Origin of the sequence: Chryseobacterium rhizosphaerae (assembly GCF_003385455.1) — a bacterium.
Classification (GTDB): domain Bacteria; phylum Bacteroidota; class Bacteroidia; order Flavobacteriales; family Weeksellaceae; genus Chryseobacterium; species Chryseobacterium rhizosphaerae.
In genome coordinates, this window is record NZ_QNUF01000005.1 from 181685 (window position 1) to 200412 (window position 18728).

17 protein-coding genes are annotated in these 18728 nt (G+C 33.1%); 12 read left to right on the plus strand and 5 right to left on the minus strand.

Annotation, left to right across the window (positions count from 1 at the left end):
- The first annotated feature begins 1 nt into the window (after position 1).
- From DRF57_RS06365 to DRF57_RS06380, 3 genes are all read left to right on the plus strand, one after another.
- Positions 2–739 carry a DUF4145 domain-containing protein gene (locus DRF57_RS06365; RefSeq protein WP_084087435.1) on the plus strand — a complete coding sequence of 246 codons (738 nt, stop codon included), beginning with the start codon at positions 2–4 and terminating at the stop codon, positions 737–739.
- 121 nt (positions 740–860) lie between these two features.
- Positions 861–1556: a hypothetical protein gene (locus DRF57_RS06370; RefSeq protein ID WP_084087437.1), complete on the plus strand. Its 696-nt coding sequence runs from the start codon at positions 861–863 to the stop codon at positions 1554–1556.
- Between the two features lie 376 nt (positions 1557–1932).
- On the plus strand, positions 1933–2478 hold the full coding sequence (locus DRF57_RS06380; RefSeq protein ID WP_115917503.1) for a hypothetical protein: 546 nt from the start codon (positions 1933–1935) through the stop codon (positions 2476–2478).
- A 1330-nt stretch (positions 2479–3808) separates the two neighbouring features.
- Here DRF57_RS06380 and DRF57_RS06385 read toward each other — a convergent pair.
- On the minus strand, positions 3809–4321 hold the full coding sequence (locus DRF57_RS06385) for an ATP/GTP-binding protein (RefSeq protein WP_115917505.1): 513 nt from the start codon (positions 4319–4321) through the stop codon (positions 3809–3811).
- Positions 4322–4470: 149 nt separating this feature from the next.
- On the opposite strand from DRF57_RS06385, the gene DRF57_RS06390 reads away from it, so the two are divergent.
- The 4 genes from DRF57_RS06390 (at position 4471) to DRF57_RS06405 (ending at position 10969) form a co-directional block, all read left to right on the plus strand.
- The gene (locus tag DRF57_RS06390) at positions 4471–5142 is read left to right on the plus strand and encodes a hypothetical protein (protein WP_084087444.1); all 672 of its coding nucleotides are present in this window, start codon (positions 4471–4473) and stop codon (positions 5140–5142) included.
- 974 nt (positions 5143–6116) lie between these two features.
- Positions 6117–8621 carry a PIG-L family deacetylase gene (locus DRF57_RS06395; RefSeq protein ID WP_115917507.1) on the plus strand — a complete coding sequence of 835 codons (2505 nt, stop codon included), beginning with the start codon at positions 6117–6119 and terminating at the stop codon, positions 8619–8621.
- A gap of 100 nt (positions 8622–8721) precedes the next feature.
- Positions 8722–10413: a sodium:solute symporter gene (locus tag DRF57_RS06400; protein WP_047486265.1), complete on the plus strand. Its 1692-nt coding sequence runs from the start codon at positions 8722–8724 to the stop codon at positions 10411–10413.
- 37 nt (positions 10414–10450) lie between these two features.
- Positions 10451–10969 carry a DUF2911 domain-containing protein gene (locus tag DRF57_RS06405; RefSeq protein WP_115917509.1) on the plus strand — a complete coding sequence of 173 codons (519 nt, stop codon included), beginning with the start codon at positions 10451–10453 and terminating at the stop codon, positions 10967–10969.
- Positions 10970–11035: 66 nt separating this feature from the next.
- On the opposite strand, the gene DRF57_RS06410 is transcribed toward DRF57_RS06405, so the two are convergent.
- From DRF57_RS06410 to DRF57_RS24080, 3 genes are read right to left on the minus strand one after another with little or no spacing between them, the layout of a single operon-like run.
- On the minus strand, positions 11036–12469 hold the full coding sequence (locus tag DRF57_RS06410) for a serine hydrolase domain-containing protein (protein ID WP_115917511.1): 1434 nt from the start codon (positions 12467–12469) through the stop codon (positions 11036–11038).
- A 5-nt stretch (positions 12470–12474) separates the two neighbouring features.
- Positions 12475–14160, minus strand: a complete 1686-nt coding sequence (locus DRF57_RS06415) for a serine hydrolase domain-containing protein (RefSeq protein ID WP_228450398.1) — start codon at positions 14158–14160, stop codon at positions 12475–12477.
- Complete coding sequence (locus DRF57_RS24080; protein ID WP_228450399.1) at positions 14072–14800, minus strand: helix-turn-helix domain-containing protein; 729 nt, start codon at positions 14798–14800, stop codon at positions 14072–14074. Before DRF57_RS24080 ends, DRF57_RS06415 begins: the two co-directional genes overlap by 89 nt.
- A gap of 220 nt (positions 14801–15020) precedes the next feature.
- Between DRF57_RS24080 and DRF57_RS24085 the strand changes: the two genes are divergently transcribed.
- The gene (locus DRF57_RS24085) at positions 15021–15218 is read left to right on the plus strand and encodes a hypothetical protein (RefSeq protein WP_228450400.1); all 198 of its coding nucleotides are present in this window, start codon (positions 15021–15023) and stop codon (positions 15216–15218) included.
- A gap of 370 nt (positions 15219–15588) precedes the next feature.
- Here DRF57_RS24085 and DRF57_RS06425 read toward each other — a convergent pair whose 3' ends face one another.
- On the minus strand, positions 15589–15876 hold the full coding sequence (locus DRF57_RS06425; protein WP_115917517.1) for a helix-turn-helix transcriptional regulator: 288 nt from the start codon (positions 15874–15876) through the stop codon (positions 15589–15591).
- Positions 15877–16121: 245 nt separating this feature from the next.
- Between DRF57_RS06425 and DRF57_RS23580 the strand changes: the two genes are divergently transcribed.
- From DRF57_RS23580 to gwsS, 4 genes are all read left to right on the plus strand, one after another.
- Positions 16122–16286 carry a hypothetical protein gene (locus tag DRF57_RS23580; RefSeq protein WP_156126017.1) on the plus strand — a complete coding sequence of 55 codons (165 nt, stop codon included), beginning with the start codon at positions 16122–16124 and terminating at the stop codon, positions 16284–16286.
- Positions 16287–16355: 69 nt separating this feature from the next.
- Positions 16356–17348, plus strand: coding sequence for a grasp-with-spasm system ATP-grasp peptide maturase (gene gwsG / locus DRF57_RS06430; RefSeq protein WP_115917519.1), 993 nt, complete (start codon positions 16356–16358; stop codon positions 17346–17348).
- A complete protein-coding gene (locus tag DRF57_RS06435; protein WP_047486253.1) occupies positions 17317–17505 on the plus strand; it encodes a hypothetical protein in 189 nt (62 codons plus the stop codon). Before gwsG ends, DRF57_RS06435 begins: the two co-directional genes overlap by 32 nt.
- 69 nt (positions 17506–17574) lie before the next feature.
- A complete protein-coding gene (gwsS, locus tag DRF57_RS06440; protein ID WP_115917520.1) occupies positions 17575–18723 on the plus strand; it encodes a grasp-with-spasm system SPASM domain peptide maturase in 1149 nt (382 codons plus the stop codon).
- Positions 18724–18728: the final 5 nt, after the last annotated feature.

Sequence of the window (18728 nt, forward strand, 5' to 3'; positions counted from 1 at the left end):
TATGAAAAAAGAATTATGGAAATCTAAAACATTCGAACAGCCAAATAATTATCCATGTCCCAAATGTTTCATAGGAGTTCTGATAGGCACCGAAATATTAAAACAAATGACAGAAGATGGAAAATACAATGAACAAGTTGGCTATCCTTATGGATTAGATAATGTTTTCTCTGGTATTTTGCGTTGCAATAATCATTTATGTAAACATATATTTTCGGTAAATGGACTATTAATTACAGATATAATTACAGGATATAAAAAACCAGATGGTGAATATGTTGAAACATTATTAAAAATTTATCATCCTAAGTTCTTTTTTCCTAATTTGAGGATGTTTCCTTTAACAGATGAGGTTCCTAAAAATATAGCAAAATTAATTGACGAATCATTTTCATTATATTTTTTGGATAATAATTCTTGCGCAAATAAAATTAGGGTTACGATTGAATATATTTTGGATGATTTAAAGGCTCCTATAAAAAGAAAAACTAGAAGAGGAAAAATAGAGCCAATCTCAAGCCTTCATCAAAGGATTCAACATTTTAGTAAAAAGAAGCCAAAAATTTGTAGGCTCTTGCTAGCATTAAAAATTATTGGAAATGAAGGCAGCCATACCATAGACACAACTAATGATGACGTTCTAACAGCTTTTGAAATATTAGAATTATTAGTTGAAATGATTTACATTAAAAATAATAAAAGAATTGAAGCAATGGTTAATCAAATAATTACAAAATAATATGAATAGTCTGTTGCACAAAGTCTCCTAACTTTGAGCCAATGCGGAAGAAAACAAAACTGGTATAAATATCAATAACTATTAAAGTTTATTAAGTTAAACAATTTTATGAAACAGCATTATGAAAAAAAATAATAGTCTTTACTATTTTATTGGAAGTGTAATTATACTTTATACATTTTTATTTTTTGCATTCAGTAAGTGTTTTAATCTAAATTTCATTGAGTTTTTTACAGGTTTGGGAGCAATAGGAACTGTGTCATCTTTACTTTTTGTATATACACAAATATTAAAAACCCAAGAACAATTTATTCAAAGCAATAAGCCTTTATTAATTCCACAAACCTCAAAATTTATTGCTTATAATCAACCTTCTGTTACAAATTTTAATAGGATTTCAATAAATAAAATTGTTAAAAAGAACGGGATTGATAATTTGGAGTATGATAATAAGTTGGAAGTTAAATGTTTTAAAAATGAAGCTGTAAATATTAATATTTCAATTATTGAGGGTACCGTAACAAACTCAAATGAAGAATATTTATGCGCAAATTTGAATGATTATCTGCATATCGCATTACCTCAAAAAATTGTTACAGATTTATCTAAAGTCAATTGGATGGAGGCTGGTATTAAGCAAGGCGAAAGTTACGATCGCTTTTTTACAAATAGTAAATACATATTAGAAATTAGATATGAAGATGTTAGTTCTAATAGTTATATAGATAGATATGAATTGAAATTTACCTTAAAGGGCAAGACTATTGAAAATGTACAACGAGTTGTAGCTAATATAAATTTCAAAAAGTTAACATAGATAACAGAAAACTGAAAATCCCAACTCTCGTCAGGATTTATCAATTATATTGTTTTTCGTATCTATACTCCAACCATCTTAAAAAAGCTGGCGAGAGTCAAATTTCTTGCATGGCAAATTCGCATTATTGTAAGAAGAGCAATTTGATAGGTTTTATCATCTCTTATTCTTCGGACGGTCTTTTCATCTATATTATGATCTACTGCAAATTTGCTGTTATTGTTTATAGGGATAACCCATTCATCCCTTATAAATTCAACAATTTTTCTATTTGCTTCTGTCATAGAAACAAATAAATTACTTATTCTTATAAAAATCTCGGACTCAAATCCGAATGTTTGCAATTTTTTATTACATTTATAAAAAAATACAAACAATGAAAAAGATAAAAACAGATTTTGATCCCCGGTTTCGGGCAGATAAGAAGCGCTCCGGGTTGCAGCTGATGGAAACTTTCTTTCAGTTCAATGAGTTGGATATTTCCAAAGAAAGGCTCAGCAATATGATGAATTATGCCGTAAAGAGGAATAGCTGGATCAATGAAGATCCGGCGGTTATCTTTGAGTTTTACCAGTCGATGAGGTCGTTGATTCGGGCAGGATATCTCATCATGCTGAAAGACAGGAAATGGACGGTTGACACCCGGCCGGAAAAGATTTCTCCGTGGGTTCTTGGCCTGCTTTCGGAGAAGGAATACCGGAATCCACTGCTGGTTTTCAAAACAGCATTCAGAGCATACAGTATCAAAGAATTTGATTATTTTATGTCGGGAATTGTCTATTTTTCAATGGGGGTCTATGAGAATCTCCCGGAAAGGAATATCGTTATGCCCTACATTCATACGGTTAAAATGCTGGATGCTGCACACCTTATTCTTCAGAGAAGGAGAGAAAAGAAGATGGCGGATACCCATTCGGGATAAGAAAGTTGAGCATAATGAAGCTAAAGCTTTGCGTTAGAAAAACACGCCATCATTACATTATTTTTGATTACAAAGATTAACGCAAAGTTGATGAATAATTCCGCTTTATTGTAAGTGAGCAAAGTGATGCAACTTCGTCGCTGATGAAGCGGTATGTTTATCCATACGCTTCGACGAATCAACTTCGTTGATTTTATTCTTTGCTCCCTAAAAAATATGCATAATGAAGTTAAAGCTTTGCGTTAGAAAAACACGTCATCAGTACATTATCCTTTGATTAAAAAGATAAACGCAAAGTTGATGAATAATTCCGCTTTATTATAAGTGAGCAAAGTGATGCAACTTCGTCGCTGATGAAGCGGTATGTTTATCCATACGCTTTGACGAATCAACTTCGTTGATTTTATTCTTTGCTCCCTAAAAAATATGCATAATGAAGCTAAAGCTTTGCGTTAGAAAAACACATCATCAGTACATTATTTTTGATTACAAAGATTAACGCAAAGTTGATGAATAATTCTGCTTTATTGTAAGTGGGCAAAGTGATGCGACTTCGTCGCTGATGAAGCGGTATGTTTATCCATGCGCTTCGACGAATCAACTTCGTTGATTTTATTCTTTGCTCCCTAAAAAATAGGCATAATGTAGCTAAAGCTTTGCGTTAGAAAAACACACTGTCAGTACATTATTTTTGATTACAAAGATTAACGCAAAGTTGATGTATGATTCCGCTTTATTGTAAGTGGGCAAAGTGATGCGACTTTGTCGCTGATGAAGCATTATGCTTCTCCATGCGCTTCGACGAATCAACGAAGTTGATTCTATTCTTAGCTCCCTAAAAAATAGGCATAATGAAGCTAAAGCTTTGCGTTAGAAAAACACGTCATCATTACATTATTTTTGATTACAAAGATTAACGCAAAGTTGATGAGTAATTCCGCTTTATTGTAAGTGGGCAAAGTGATGCAACTTTGTCGCTGATGAAGCTGTATGCTTATCCATGCGCTTCGATGAATCAATGAGAAATGATTGTCAATAATCATTTTTCAAATATTGTGTTTTATTGTCTCTGTTGCGCAAGGTCTCCCAAGTTGGAGCTAGTAAATAAGATTATTTCCTTTACACTTGTTCCAAAGTCAGGAGACTTCGGAGAGCAGAGACGATGAAGAGTATTCAATACTTGTTATTCAAATAGCAATCAGAGTAGATTATTTCTGCTCTGATTTTTTTAAGGGGTAACAGCTGTCAATGATGGTCTCTTAAACTAACCTCGACAGGATTCAAACCTGTAACCTTTTTTAAGCCTTACAGAAGTTACTCCCCTCAGATCCTAGGATAAAATTCCGGTCAGCACCTGATCTTTTCGGTTCGATAAAGTTCCGCTTACTTTAATGACCTTTATTCCAAGATCCTCAATCCAGTCATAAAGTAACTCATTAACCTTATGCCTGAGTTTTGGCAGCTCTATCTGATGGTTGGATATCAGATCGGGTTCTTCAATAGGGACAAAAACAAAAACATCAATTTCATCGATGATGGTTTGAACTTTTTCAAAGAGAGACTGGATATTTCGACCGGAATCAAGAACATGAAGATAAGCTAAGATATCAATGACACATCTATCAAATATGACATCATCTCCGCTTTTGAAGACCAGTTGGGCTGAATAATTAAATTGTTCAAGAAAATCGTCTGGATAAGATTCTTCTGAAAATTCATACCCTGAAGACTCCATCTGGTAATAAGGTTCTATTTCAAGTGTGTATCCGGGAAGATTCTCCAGAAGTTCTTCTGCCAATGTAGTTTTACCGACTTTGTGAGCACCGATTATTGCAATTCTCATATTTCAGTTTATATTGTAATCCAAAAGTCTAATACGAAATTTTCGTGCCTGTTTTTTGAGCGTCCATTATATAACGTTTTGTCAATCATTTAATACCATAATTTTTCTATATTTAGAACAAGTATATAAATATAATATAAAAAAAGACAATGCCAATAAATCCACTACCTCCGGACGGAGGCATGTTATATAAAGAAACAGATATGGCTCAGTTTTTCCCCGAGCCATTAAATGCAGTAACTGCTATATTATTTTTAGCCATAGCCATTTTTTGGACCCTTAAAATAAAGGGTGATTTTAAAGCATATCCTTTTTTAACCTACTGCCTGGTGTTATTATATATTGGTGCTATAGGGGGAACTGTTTATCATTCATTCAGACAATGGCCGGTATTTATCATGATGGATTGGATGCCCATTATGTTGCTCTGTTTGTCTGCCGGATTTTATTTTTTAGCGCAGAGCATCAGATGGTACTATGCCGTTGTAATGGTTCTCGTATATATAATGTTCATGTTTGCTTTGAGAAATTGGATTTTGGTAGATAAGACTTCTCTTTTTATCAACGTAAATTATGCAATTATGGCTTCATTTGTGCTTTTTTCGGTACTAAGTTATTTGATTTATACCCAATGGAAAGCTGGCAAATGGGTAGGTTTTGCTTTATTGTCGTTTGCTCTCGCGCTCACTTTCCGTATCGTTGATAAATGGGAATGGTTGAGTTTCGGAACCCACTTTTTATGGCATACTTTCGGGGCGATAGCAACATTTTGTATGTTTAATTATATCTATCTTACACGGAATACAATTAGAAAAACATAAGGAGTTTTTATTTTCTTTGAAACTCAGATTCATACGTAAAATCTGTTTAAACGTAACCACAAAAGTCACAAAAGATTTTTAAACACTTAAGTTTTTTAAGTTATATACTTTGTGTGTAAGAAGTACACGTAAGTTTTTTTGAAAATCAAAGATTTTCATCTTATGTGAACTTAATTATGCGGTATTCCTTTAAACTTTCTAAAGTGTACTAAAGTGTTAAAAGATTTTTAAACACTTAAGCTATTTTAAGTTATATACTTTGTGTATAAGAAGTACACCTAAGTTTTGTTGAAAATCAAAGATTTTCATCTTATGTGAACTTAATTGTGCGGTATTCCTTTAAACTTTCTAAAGTGTACTAAAGTGTTTAAAAATAAGAACTTTTGTGCCTTTTGTGGTTTAATAAAAAAGTTTATGGACTAAACCTTATAGGTTTTAGAGCTCATGCATGTTAAAAACCTATAAGGTTTGATCCGATAATTCCAAAAGATCTCAGAATTTTTATGGGTAAATAAACGTAACTACAAAAGTCACAAAAGATTTTTAAACACTTAAGCCATTTTAAGTTATATACTTTGTGTATAAGAAGTACACTAAAGTTTTTTTGAAAATCAAAGATTTTCATCTTATGTGAACTTAATTGTGCGGTATTCCTTTAAACTTTCTTAAGTGTACTTAAGTGTTAAAAGATTTTTAAACACTTAAGTTTTTTAAGTTATATACTTTGTGTGTAAGAAGTACATGTAAGTTTTTTTGAAAATCAAAGATTTTCATCTTATATGAACTTAATTATGCGGTATTTTTTTTAACTTTCTAAAGTGTACTAAAGTGTCTAAAAAAAAATAAGAACTTTTGTGCCTTTTGTGGTTTAATTAAAAAAAATAAACAGTTTTTTTTGTGAAATTCACAGTTTAATTCTTTTAAGGTTGAAAGAAAGATGATTTACTTATATTTGCTCTGCAAAGTAAAATTAAATGTTCAAAAAAGTAAGCACTGTATTTATCCTAGGATTTTATACGGTTTTTTGTTCGGCCCAACAGGTTCGACCTTCAAAATCATCTGAAATTTACCGTGAACTCAAAACACTTAAACAGCTGCCTAAAGTTTTATACCTTGCGGCTCATCCCGATGATGAAAATACAGGATTACTCTCCTGGTTAATCAACGATCAAAATGTAGAAACAGGCTATCTGTCTTTAACCAGAGGTGATGGTGGTCAGAATTTATTAGGTACAGAGCAGGGGGCTGCATTGGGTTTAATCAGAACCCATGAGCTTTTAGAGGCAAGAAAGTTAGACGGTGCCCAACAGTTTTTTACCAGGGCGATTGATTTCGGGTTCTCTAAAAATACGACCGATACCTTTAAACAATGGGATGAAAAGAGTATTACAGCGGATGTAGTTTGGGTCATCCGTCAATTCCGTCCGGATGTTATTATTTGTCGTTTTCCTCCTACTGCTGCGGCAGGTCATGGACAGCATGCGGCTTCGGCTGTGGTGGCGGAAAAAGCTTTTAAGCTGGCAGGTGATAAAACGGCTTTCCCGGATCAACTAAAATATGTTAATACATGGCAACCAAAACGTGTATTGTGGAATACTTTCCGATTTGGTGGGGTCAATACGACAGCTGAAAATCAACTGAAAGTTACCGTTGGGCAATATGATGCGCAATTGGGTATGGGCTACGGTGAATTGGCAGGATTAAGCAGAAGTTTACATAAAAGCCAGGGAGCAGGAACACAGTCTGTAGCCGGTATCAGAACTGAATATTTTACCCATGTTGTTGGCGAACCTGCAAAAACAACACTTTTTGACGGAGTAGCTAAAACCTGGACTTCAAAAGGAAACGCTGATATTGACCAATCGTTAGATGAAATTATTTCCGCTTTCAATTTCAATAATCCAGACCGCAGCTTGCCTGCTTTGCTTGCTTTGCGAAAAAAGGTCATGGCGCTAAAAGATGCAGACCTGAAAAAGGATAAAATTAAATCTCTTGACAATATTATTTTAAGCTGTGCCGGGTTTATGGGTGAGGTGGTAACCAATCAGGCTGAAGCTGTTTCCGGGGATCATTACAATTTCAGATTAAATCTGATTTCAAGAGCTGCAAACCCTGTGGTTTTAGAAAATGTACGATGGTTAAATCAATCAGAAAACTTCAATAGAAAACTATCAAAAGATTCTTTAATTACCATTCAGCATGATATTCAGATTCCTGCAGATGCCGCACTCACAGAACCTTACTGGTTGGCAAAACCTCCCACGAATGCCGCAACTTTCTCTGTTCCGAATGATACTTTAGTCGGTTTGCCAGAGGCAGAATCCCCACTGAATGTGTTGCTTGGTTTAAAAATAGGTTCGGAAGATTTTCAGGTTAAACTTCCCTTATCTTTCAAGAAATTGGATCCTGTGCGTGGTGATGTGGTAGAAGCCTTGCGCATTGTTCCTGCATTGGAACTGAAATTTACACAACCATTGTATTGGGTCAAAGAAAATGAAGATCTACATTTGAGTTTAAATGTTAAGGTTAATTCTAACAGACCGTATGCTAAAGGTATTCTCAATCTGATGTATAACGGAGAGCGATTAGGCGGCGCTGATGTAAGTTCGCTTAATGGAAAAGATACGACCATCGATTACGTTATTCCAAAAACTAAGCTTGCCGCAATACATTCATCCCGCTTGCAATTGGAAGCCAATTTTGTGGCAGATGGAGTCACTTATAATAAAAAACAAGTATTAATTCAGTACCCGCATTTACCCTCCTTACAATATTTTTCGCCTGCAACGGCAACCGTAATGAAAGGTGATATTCAGGCGAAGGTTAAAAAAGTGGGTTATATAGAAGGTGCGGGCGATTTTATTCCTGAGTTCCTGCGCATTGCAGGGATTCAGGTAGATGTTTTGAAAGACGAAGATTTTTATGGCAAATTAGATGAAACTGCTGGAAATGCTAGTCAAAACAAGCTATCACAATACGATGCTATCGTATTGGGTGTTCGTGCCAATAATACAGAGAAAAAACTGGGCCGCTGGATGCCTTTTTTATGGTCTTATGTAAAATCCGGAGGTAATTTGGTGATGCAGTATAACACGAACCAGGATACCACCGTTGACCAATTGGGAATGTACAAATTCAGTATTGCCAATAAACGGGTTACCGAAGAAAATGCTGCGGTTAGGTTTTTAAATCCAACACATAAATTACTGAGCTTTCCGAACAAAATTACGGCTGATGATTTTAAAGGCTGGGTACAGGAGCGTGGCGCCTATTTCCCTACCCAATGGGATGCCGCGTATGAACCGCTTTTTGAAATGCACGATACGGATGAAGAGCCACAGCAGGGATCAACTTTATATGCCCAATACGGGAAGGGTAATTTTATTTATACACCGCTGGCATTTTTCAGACAGCTGCCTGCAGGAAATGTGGGAGCGACACGTTTATTTTTTAACTTTTTATCTGCACAGAAAAACTGATGAACAAGCAACTTAAAAATTGGAATATCTGGTATATACTATTAGCTGTTGCATTAGTATTGCAGATCGCATTTTATTATTGGTTTACTAAATCCTGGGCATGAGTAATATAGATTGGACAGTTCTCATTTTTACACTTGTTGCAGTGGTGGTCTACGGCGTATTCATCGGCCGTGGCCAAAAAAGCAACGAATCATACCTGAAAGCAGATAATAAAATGCCTTGGTACATTGTGCTGATAGGGATTATGGCTACACAGGCAAGTGCCATTACATTTTTGTCGGCACCGGGCCAGGCTTATACAGACGGGATGCGTTTCGTTCAGTATTATTTTGGTTTGCCTTTGGCGATGATTGTGATCTGTATCACTTTCATTCCGATTTTTCAGCGTTTAAATGTTTATACTGCTTATGAATATTTAGAAAACCGTTTTGATAAAAAAACAAGAGTGCTCACTTCACTGCTTTTTCTTTTTTCCAGAGGCTTATCAACAGGAATCAGCATTTACGCTCCGAGTATCATCTTATCAAGCGTTTTAAACTGGAATATTTACTTAACGAATGTTTTAACAGGGGGTATTCTGTTGATTTATACCTATGTTGGCGGTGCAAAAGCGATCGCTCACACCCAAAAACTACAGTTTCTCATTATTCTGGGAACCATGGCTTTTGCAGGTTACCTGCTTATTCAGAATATGCCGAATGGAATTGGTTTTAACGATGCGCTGTATCTGGCAGGGAAATCCGGAAAGCTCAATGTAATCACCACAGAATTCGATTGGAAAGATAAATACAATATTTGGAGCGGCTTAATTGGTGGTTTTTTTCTGGCACTTTCTTATTTCGGTACGGATCAGAGTCAGGTCGGGAGGTATATTACTGCGAAAGACAATACCAATGCAAAAATGGGCTTGCTGTTGAACGGATTGGTGAAAATTCCGATGCAATTTGCGATTCTCCTGATCGGTGCCTTACTTTTTGCTTTCTTTTCTCTAAAACCGGCTCCTATTTATTTTAACGAACGCTCTTATCAACATTTAAAGGAAACACAACCTGAACAGGCCGCGGTTTTTGAAAAAGAACATCAGGATCTACAGTTAAAATTTAATGCAGAATCGAAAGAAATTTTAAAACTGAAAGAAACTCATTCTCCCGAACTCAAAAAAACAATTCAGGATTTTAAAAACACACAATCCCAGGTAAAAGCTCTTCACGGCAGGGTAGAGGAAGCTATCAATCATTCAAACTATAATGCCGAGAAAACGGATACCAATTATATTTTCCTGTATTTCGTAAAAAACACTTTGCCTGTAGGAATGATCGGTTTACTGTTTGCTGTCATTTTTCTGGCCAGCTGGGGTTCAATTTCTGCTGCACTGAATTCCCTTGCCGCCTGCTCATTAAAAGATGTTCATTTGATATTTAAAAAAGAAATTCCTGATGATGCCACCGAATTAAAGTACAGTCGCCTGCATACTTTGGCCTGGGGGATCTTCTCAATCGGCGTTGCCATGTTTGCCACTCAAATGGGGTCTCTTATTGAAGCGGTTAATGTATTGGGGTCTCTTTTCTACGGTCCGATATTGGGGATTTTTCTAGTCGCCTTTTACTATAAAAAAATCGGCGGTTCCAATGTATTTATCGCTGCAATATTATCAGAAATTGCGGTTATTGCCGTTTATAAATTCGATATCGTTTCTTTCCTTTGGCTTAATGTAATCGGTGCTGCGGCGGTAATTATATTTTCGGCAATTGGTTTATTGTTTTATAAGCCGAAAGCAGTAAATTCGTAAACAAAATAGAGTAAACATACAAATAAACAAAAATATTATGAAAACCATCATTAAATCTGCTGTGGTCCTTGTTGCGACAATGACAATCTCCATGAATGCATTTGCACAGGACACTAAAAAACCGGCCAGCCCTCCGGCTACTGCTACGGGAAAAATTAAAGATGCAAACATTACTATTGCCTATAGCAGTCCTTCTGTAAAAGGACGTACAATCTGGGGTGGCTTGGAAGCTTATAATAAAGTTTGGCGTGCGGGGGCCAATGAAGCAACTACTTTCGAAACGGATAAAAATATTACCGTTCAGGGTAAACCGCTGCCTGCAGGTAAATACAGTTTTTTCTTAATCCCTAAAGAAAGCGGAACCTGGACTGCGATTTTTAACAAAGAACCAAAACAGTGGGGCGCTTATAAATACGAAGAATCTAAAGATGCTTTACGTGTTGATGTTAAAACAAAAGCTTTACCAGCAACACAGGAAGCTTTAGTGTATAAGATAAACAATAATGGATTCACAATGGATTGGGATAAAATCTCAGTTCCTGTAGAGATCAAATAAATTTGAATACTAGAAATTAAAATCCCGTATTAACGGGATTTTTTGTTTTAAATTTGATTTGAAAATTTACTTCCCTATTTCTTTTTCGATTTTATCGATCATTTTTTCAGCATTACCGTTAGTTCCACCAAGACTGATTGCTTTTTTATAACTCTCTAATGCTAAGTTGTATTGCTTATCTGTAAAATAAGCTTCTCCTAAACTATCGAAAAGATTAGCATCTTTAGGAAACTCAGTGGTAGCCAATTTAAATACTGTTATGGATTCACTGTTTTTTCCGAGTCTTAATAATTCATATCCTAACTTATTAAGTTCTCCAGGGTTCTCAAAACTATATTCATTTTCAGCATTTTTCTTGAGTAAATAGTAGGTCTCTATCGCCTTATTTACGTTGTCGAGAGACTCCTTTCTTATCGCTTGATAAACAGATTTTTTAGGAATTTCATATTCTTTTCCTAGCATCACATTGTGAATAATATGCCCTAAATCCCAAACTTTATTTAGATTATTGGACAATAGAATTATCGTTATATTATTTTTTAAATCGTTTAAAAAGATGGATTCAAATTTATAAGAAATCCCATTATGTCTTTGTAGGTCTTCTTTTTCAAAGTATCTGCCAAGTGATCCACCTTCATCTTTTGCATATGGATTATTCAACAGAGTATGAAAGGATTCTTTGGATATTAACCGATTAGAATTCAGCGCTTCAATCCATTTATACAGATCATGGATGTCTATCCAGAGCCAGCCGCTAATAAATTTCAATTCCGGGCATTTCACATGGTCCATATCATAACAAGAGGTTCTGTTTTTATAACCAAATGTTGGTTCAAATACCGAATTGGTCATTTTCAATGGTTTAACTATATTTTTAATGACAAATTGCTGGAAAGACATTCCGCTTACCTTTTCAATTATTCTTCTTTGCAAAAATACATTGCCATTATCATATCTGTAGCTAGTTCCCGGTTCAAAGAGGAGACTATCATTACTTCTCAAAATATTCCACGCCTCCGCATCATTTTCGGGTTTTAATTGTTCAATTGGAGGAATACCACTGGCATAATTAATCAGATGACGTATAGAAACTTTCTCTGCCCATTTTGGTAATCCTAAATTAAATTTGGATACCTTGTCATCAAGGTTAAGAAGACCACGTTCAGCTAAAATCATGATGGCAACAGCATTAAATTCCTTTGCAATAGAGCCAATATTGAATATTGACTTATTGTTTAATGGAGTTTGCCTCGTTTCATCGGTAAATCCAAATGATTTCTGATATACAATCGTATTGTTTTTAACGACAAGGACGTTTCCATTGAATAAACCCCTTTCATAGGATGTTGTCATCAAGGAATCAATTTGATTGATTTCTGATTTTTGTTCAGTCGAATTTTGAGATGTCTTCTTTGTTTCTTTTGGATTATTTAACCCTTGGGCAGAAAGCGTATTTGTCAATAAAACAATTGTTAATAATAAGAAAAATCGGTTCTTCATTTTAATTAGTTTTTTGGAAATAGAATTTGATTGATTTTTGAAAGCATTTCTTTGGCATTATCATTATTAGGATTCAGTTCCAACGTTTTCTGATAATTCTTTTTAGAAGCATTGTAATCTTTTTTATTAAAATAAATCTCGCCACGTGTATCATAAATATTGGATGAGTTGGGAAATTCTGAAACGGCATAATCAATAATTTTTAATGCATCATCAGGTTTTCCTTCACCCAAAAACTTGTATGTTAATCTATTCAATTCATTTTCAAAACCATTAAAATTATAAGAATCGAATTTGTTTTTCTTCAGTTCTTTCAAATAAACAATTCCTTTTTCTACTGATTCTGCTTTCATTTTTTTATAAACTTCGAAGATAATTAATGGTTTAGGCAAATTAACTTTGGTATTGTATAGAACTCCGAAGACATCATCGATAACAGCTTCCAATTGTCCGCCTCTTTTACCTGCTCTAGTGTTATCAAGCAAGATTACGTATATTTTTTTCTCTGGAATTCTGGCAATATTGCAGGAAAAACCATTGATCCCGCCGCTATGTGCCATTGTTGTAATATCTTTTCCCGAACCTAAAAAATTCTGATGTTTCTGAACAACCAAACCGTAAGCGTAATCACCTAAACTTGGCGTGAAATATATTTTTTTGTTCTCGTCATTCAGCAACGTATTCGTGTATAAAGCATCATCCCATTTTCGCATATCATTTGCTGTGCTGTACATTCCGCCAGCAGAAAACACCGCAGTTTTGATATTAATGTAATCTGTTTTTTGATAACCATCGTAATCAAAATCATAGCCTTGAGCATACTTTGAAATGATTTCTTTTGGATCTTCAATTCCTGTATTTTTCATTCCAATGACATCAAATATTTTTTCCTCGAGAACTTTTTCATAAGGTTTTCTGGTAATTTCCTCAATAATTAATCCTAATAGATAATAGCCTGTATTGCAGTAATTATGCTTTGTTCCTGGTTCAAATCCTAAATTATCTTTGAAATATTTGATGGCAAAATCTTTCCCAGACAAATTTTCGAAAACCATTTTAGTTTTAAAATCAGGGAAATCCGTGTAATTTGGCAAGCCAGAAGCATGTGTTAACAATTGATGAATGGTAATTTTGCTTCCTGCCGTTTTGTTAAACCAAGGAAGATAATCACTTATTTTGCCATCCAACTTGATTTTTCCTTCTTGTTTTAACTGCATAATCAGCATTGCAGTAAATTGTTTTGTTACGGAACCAATTCTGAATTTGGTGTCAGAAGTTGCCTCGATATTCCAGTTCATATCGGCTTTTCCATAATTTTTTTGCAAGATAATTTCGCCGTTTTGAACAACCAAAGCACTTCCGTTAAAAAGATTGTAGTTGTGATATTTACCAATAATCAAATCGATTTTTTTTGCTTTTTCTTTATTTGAACTGGATGTGAATTTTTGTGCAAAAGTATTTGAAGATAAAAGCACGAGAAATGCAAGCAGGAAATTTTTCATAATCGATTCTGATTTTATAATTTGCTGCAAAGATGCTTTAAAAGGCCTCAGTACGCGACCGATTAAAAAAAGTCGAACCCATTTCTTAGAAAAAAATGCATTAATTTGGATTTTTTCTAAAATCTGTAGGAGTTGTTCCGGTATATTTTTTAAAAGAAGTACTGAACGACGATTTGGAATTGAACCCAACTTGATATAAAATTTCCAGAATTGTGAGTTCTTTTTGCAAAGGATCTTTTAGTATTTCTTTGGCTTTTTCAATTCGATATTCATTTACAAAATCAAAAAAGTGTTTGTCCATATACAGGTTAATCAAAGTCGATAAGTCTTTTACGGGCATTTTTAATTGTTCTGCTAAATCCTGAATCGTTAACGAAGAATCCAGGTAGGGCTCTTTTTCCACCATAAAATCTTTTAAGAATTCGATTTGCTTATTTTTTTCGTCATCAATGATAGGAGAAGATTTTTGTTTCGGGGCAACATCTGAGATCGGCTTTAATAGAGAATTAACGCCTCTGAAAAATTCAGGTTTGTCTAATGCAACAAATAGATACCAACACGTACAAAACAAAAATGCAAATCCATCAAGGGTTACGATCCATTGTCTGATTTCTCCCAAACCAAAGATAAAAGTAACCAACCATCTGATAAGTACTAAGAAATGTAAGACATAATAGAGAATTGTTATTTTGTAAAGTGCATTTAGGATAGAAATATTTGGATTCGTATAGTTTTCTAGATAGACGGTTTTAGACTTTCTGATAACCAGCAATGAAGCAATAAAATAAACCTGAAATAGAAATTCAAAAAGAAAATAGAAAAATTGCATGATAGGCGTTTGATTCATTGTATTTATGAAACTTATTTTCGAAGCTCTATCTTCAAAATAAATCCCATACACCATATACAAATTGAACGCAATAAACGGAATGGTGTGCCATAAATGTTTCGGTTTTAATCGAAAGTTGGAAAAACAAACGGACAATACATAGAGGTAAAATGATGCTGGAACCAAATAGTTAATGCTCCAGCGAAAAGCCTCGAGGTTGATGAAATTAACAGGAAAATCACGCATCAAAAATTTACAAGCATCTACGGCATTTGTAAAAAGAAAAAAAGCAAGAAGCCAATTTGCAAGTTTGTGCTTAGTTTTTACAGTCAATAAAAATAAGGCAAGAAACAGCACCAAAAATATTCCTATAAATGCTGCTATTTCCAAAAAGCTGTATTTGTCCATGGTTTTTTAACGTAGGTGCAATTTAATATTTAAATAGGAAAGCTTAAAAAAGTATCGATGATTTTATACTAAAATATTCGCACCAAATGCTAAAAGTTGTATTGTTGTACCTACCAATACAGCCATACTTTCGGCTTATTTTGAAATAGTTAAAGCGATTATTGAATGAGTAAAGTAGACAAGAGAGACAGGATATACAAAAAGAAATACTAAAAAATCTTCTCAAATTTTGTGTTTGATTCAGGATCTCAAACTTGTAATAAGTAATAAAAAAATTGCCAACTGTCTTTACTTGGTTCCTTCTGGCTTTTTGTGATCAAGACGAGCCTATCTTCAAACACTTTTATTGATGATTTGATTCATTTGAGCCCAATTAAATTCTAAATATTCTTCCCCAAACTTAGTGCTTTGAGTTGTAGTTTTAAGATTTCTATTTTTTTTTGTAGTACAAGATATTGATTGGTATATTCTTCAAAAATTTCTTCTACAGAAACATCCAGCAGCCTGGCAATATCTTGCCTGGCAATATCTTTCCATTCCTGATCCGAAATTTTAATTTTTCCTGTTTCTCTTTTTTGATACTGGGTCTGGCTTATTTTAAGGTAAGTTGCAATATCTGCCTGCGTAATTTTTCTTGCTTTTCGTGCAGCAATTAACTTGTTGTTCATGGTTTTGTGAAAAAAAATTAGTGAAACGAAAGTATAGAATATTTTTTTTAACACAAAATAATAGGCTATAAAAAGCTATAATTTTTACTTTTTTGTGTGAATTATGTTTGATACATTTGAAAAATATGACACCAGAAAGTGTCTTTTTGTATGTGTACAGTACAGAAATATAAAACGCTGATCAGCATCAACCCATGTCAGGGTTTGTATGGCAAAAATTATTATTAAATTTTTAAAATTATTTTATGAAAAAGAAGTTAGAAAGCTTAAAGCTGAAAAAATTTAAAATGCAAACAGTAAAAGGAGGAAAGGCATTAGACCCAGAAACAGGTATTGGAGAAGATAGTTATAAAGCTGACCATACCTATAACGGAACCTATTATGTTAATGACACCGTTAAATATGATTAGAATCTAAGGTAAAAACTAAAATAGGCTATTTGTATTTATTACAAATAGCCTAATTTTAAGATTGACATTATGATAATTATTTTTAGTAAAAATTACGGTGAGAATACAACAGATAATGTTTTAAACTGGTTGTATCATCATAAAAAAAATCATGAAGTAATAGTTAGAATAAATGGTGATGATTTACTAAGTAAAGACTTTTATATTGATATTTCCAATTCCGAATTTAATTTTAATAATCAAAAAATAGATAATCAAATTGTAAATACTATTTGGTTTAGACGCACTTTTGATGAAGACTTTCTAAATATTGAGCCTAAAATTTTTAATGAATTTCATAATAACAAAATTCTGGAAAATCATTTATTCTCCGAATTAAGAACAATATACAGGTTTTTAGAATCGTTTTTAGACAATTCAGTCTGGATCAATACATACAGTGAAAGTTTAAACAAACTGAAAACTCTTAAACTTGCTGAAAAACATGGTCTGAATATTCCAGACACCTATATAACCAACAAAATAGAGATTATTAACAAATTAGCAGCAGGTAAAAGTCTGATTACAAAGCCTATAAGTGATGCTGTAACGCTTTTTGATAATGATTCTCATTATATGATGTATACAAGTGAAGTAAGTGAAATTAAAAATGAAGGCCACATTTTTCCTACCAAACTTCAAAATAAAATAGATAAAAAATTTGAACTTAGAATATTCTATATAGACGATGTTTTTTATTCTATGGCTATATTTTCTCAAAATGATAATAAAACCAAGGTGGATTTTAGAAATTATAATTATAAGAAAAGCAACAGAAGTGTACCCTATAAACTACCGGTTAAGATAGAATCAAGGTTAAAAGAATTAGTTAAAGAATTAAATCTGAAAACTTGCTCGATAGATATGATAGTCTCAAAAGATGAAGAGTACTATTTTCTTGAAATAAATCCTGTAGGGCAGTTTGGAATGGTTTCCAAACCATGTAATTATCATTTAGAAGAACAAATGGCATTATATATATTGAAAAATTATGAAGAAAATAACAACAAAATTAAAAAATAAAAAACTTCCTCTTCCTTATTGGAATATACAAAAGGAATTATCAGATAAAAAATTGGGTGATATTCCGGCAATGATGTATTCTAATTCAGATTTGTATCAAACGAGAGGGTATATTGTTGAAGGCTCTAGAATAGTTATATCTAAAATTATCAGTTAATTGTGAAAGATAATATGATTTGTTTTATTTCTAACCTCTTGTATAGAAATTAATTTTAGAAAAGAAATATTGGAATATGTTTCAAAACCAGACTCCTATCCTTTAGATGATAATACTAAGATGACTTATTTTAATAGATTTGCTTGTTGCCTGGTAACTTATGGGCATACAAGAAGTATAATTTGCGATGTACAAAGAAATAATTATTACCTGATTCCAAATTCTCTCTATACTTTACTCACTGAAGAATTTCCAAATTTTTCCATTGAAGAAATTTATGACAGCTATGGAAAAGAAAATGAAAAATACTTAAAAGATTATTTAAATTTTTTATTAGTCAATGAAATAGGGTTCATAGATACCCAAATCATAAAAGAACTCATTCCTTTAAATTTAAATTATAAGGTTGCTGAACCAATTTCTAGTATAATAATTGATTTAAGTAAAGAATCTTTTTTTCTTGAAGATTCAGTTCACATTGCACAATTTATTGATACCAATAGAGTCAAACATTTACAAATCAGATGTTATGATGTAATTGATGTAAATATGTTTTTTAAATTTTTGAATAATCTATCCAGAACAACTCTAAAAGGTATTGAAATCATCTTACCTTATAAAATGAAATTAGAAAATAGATTACTAAATAAAAACATTATTAAGTCAAATGATAAAATTAATAGATTGATTTATTTTGGATGTGATAAATATAAACAAGAAAAGTATTTGAATAGAATCATAACTTATGTTGAGGATAAAATTATAAATCAAAAAAGTTGCGGATTGATTTCTTCAAAACATTTTAATTCTAATCTCGAAACATATACTTTATCCAACAGCCACAACTCCTGTCTCTACAAAAAAATTTCCATAGATTCTGAAGGTAACATTAGAAACTGCCCTTCCATGCCTCAAAGTTTCGGGAATATTAAAGATATTACCTTAGAAGAAGCATTATCCCATCCTGATTTCAAAAAATACTGGAACCTAACCAAAGACAGCATCGAAGTTTGCAAAGATTGTGAATTTCGGTATATCTGTACAGACTGTAGAGCTTATACAGAAAGAACTCATACTCATTCTGAAGGTTTAGATACTTCAAAACCTTTAAAATGTGGATATAATCCATACACAGGTGAATGGGAAGAATGGAGTACCAATCCACTTAAAGAAAAAGCAATCAATTATTACGAAATGCAAGATTTGGTAAAGATATAATAATA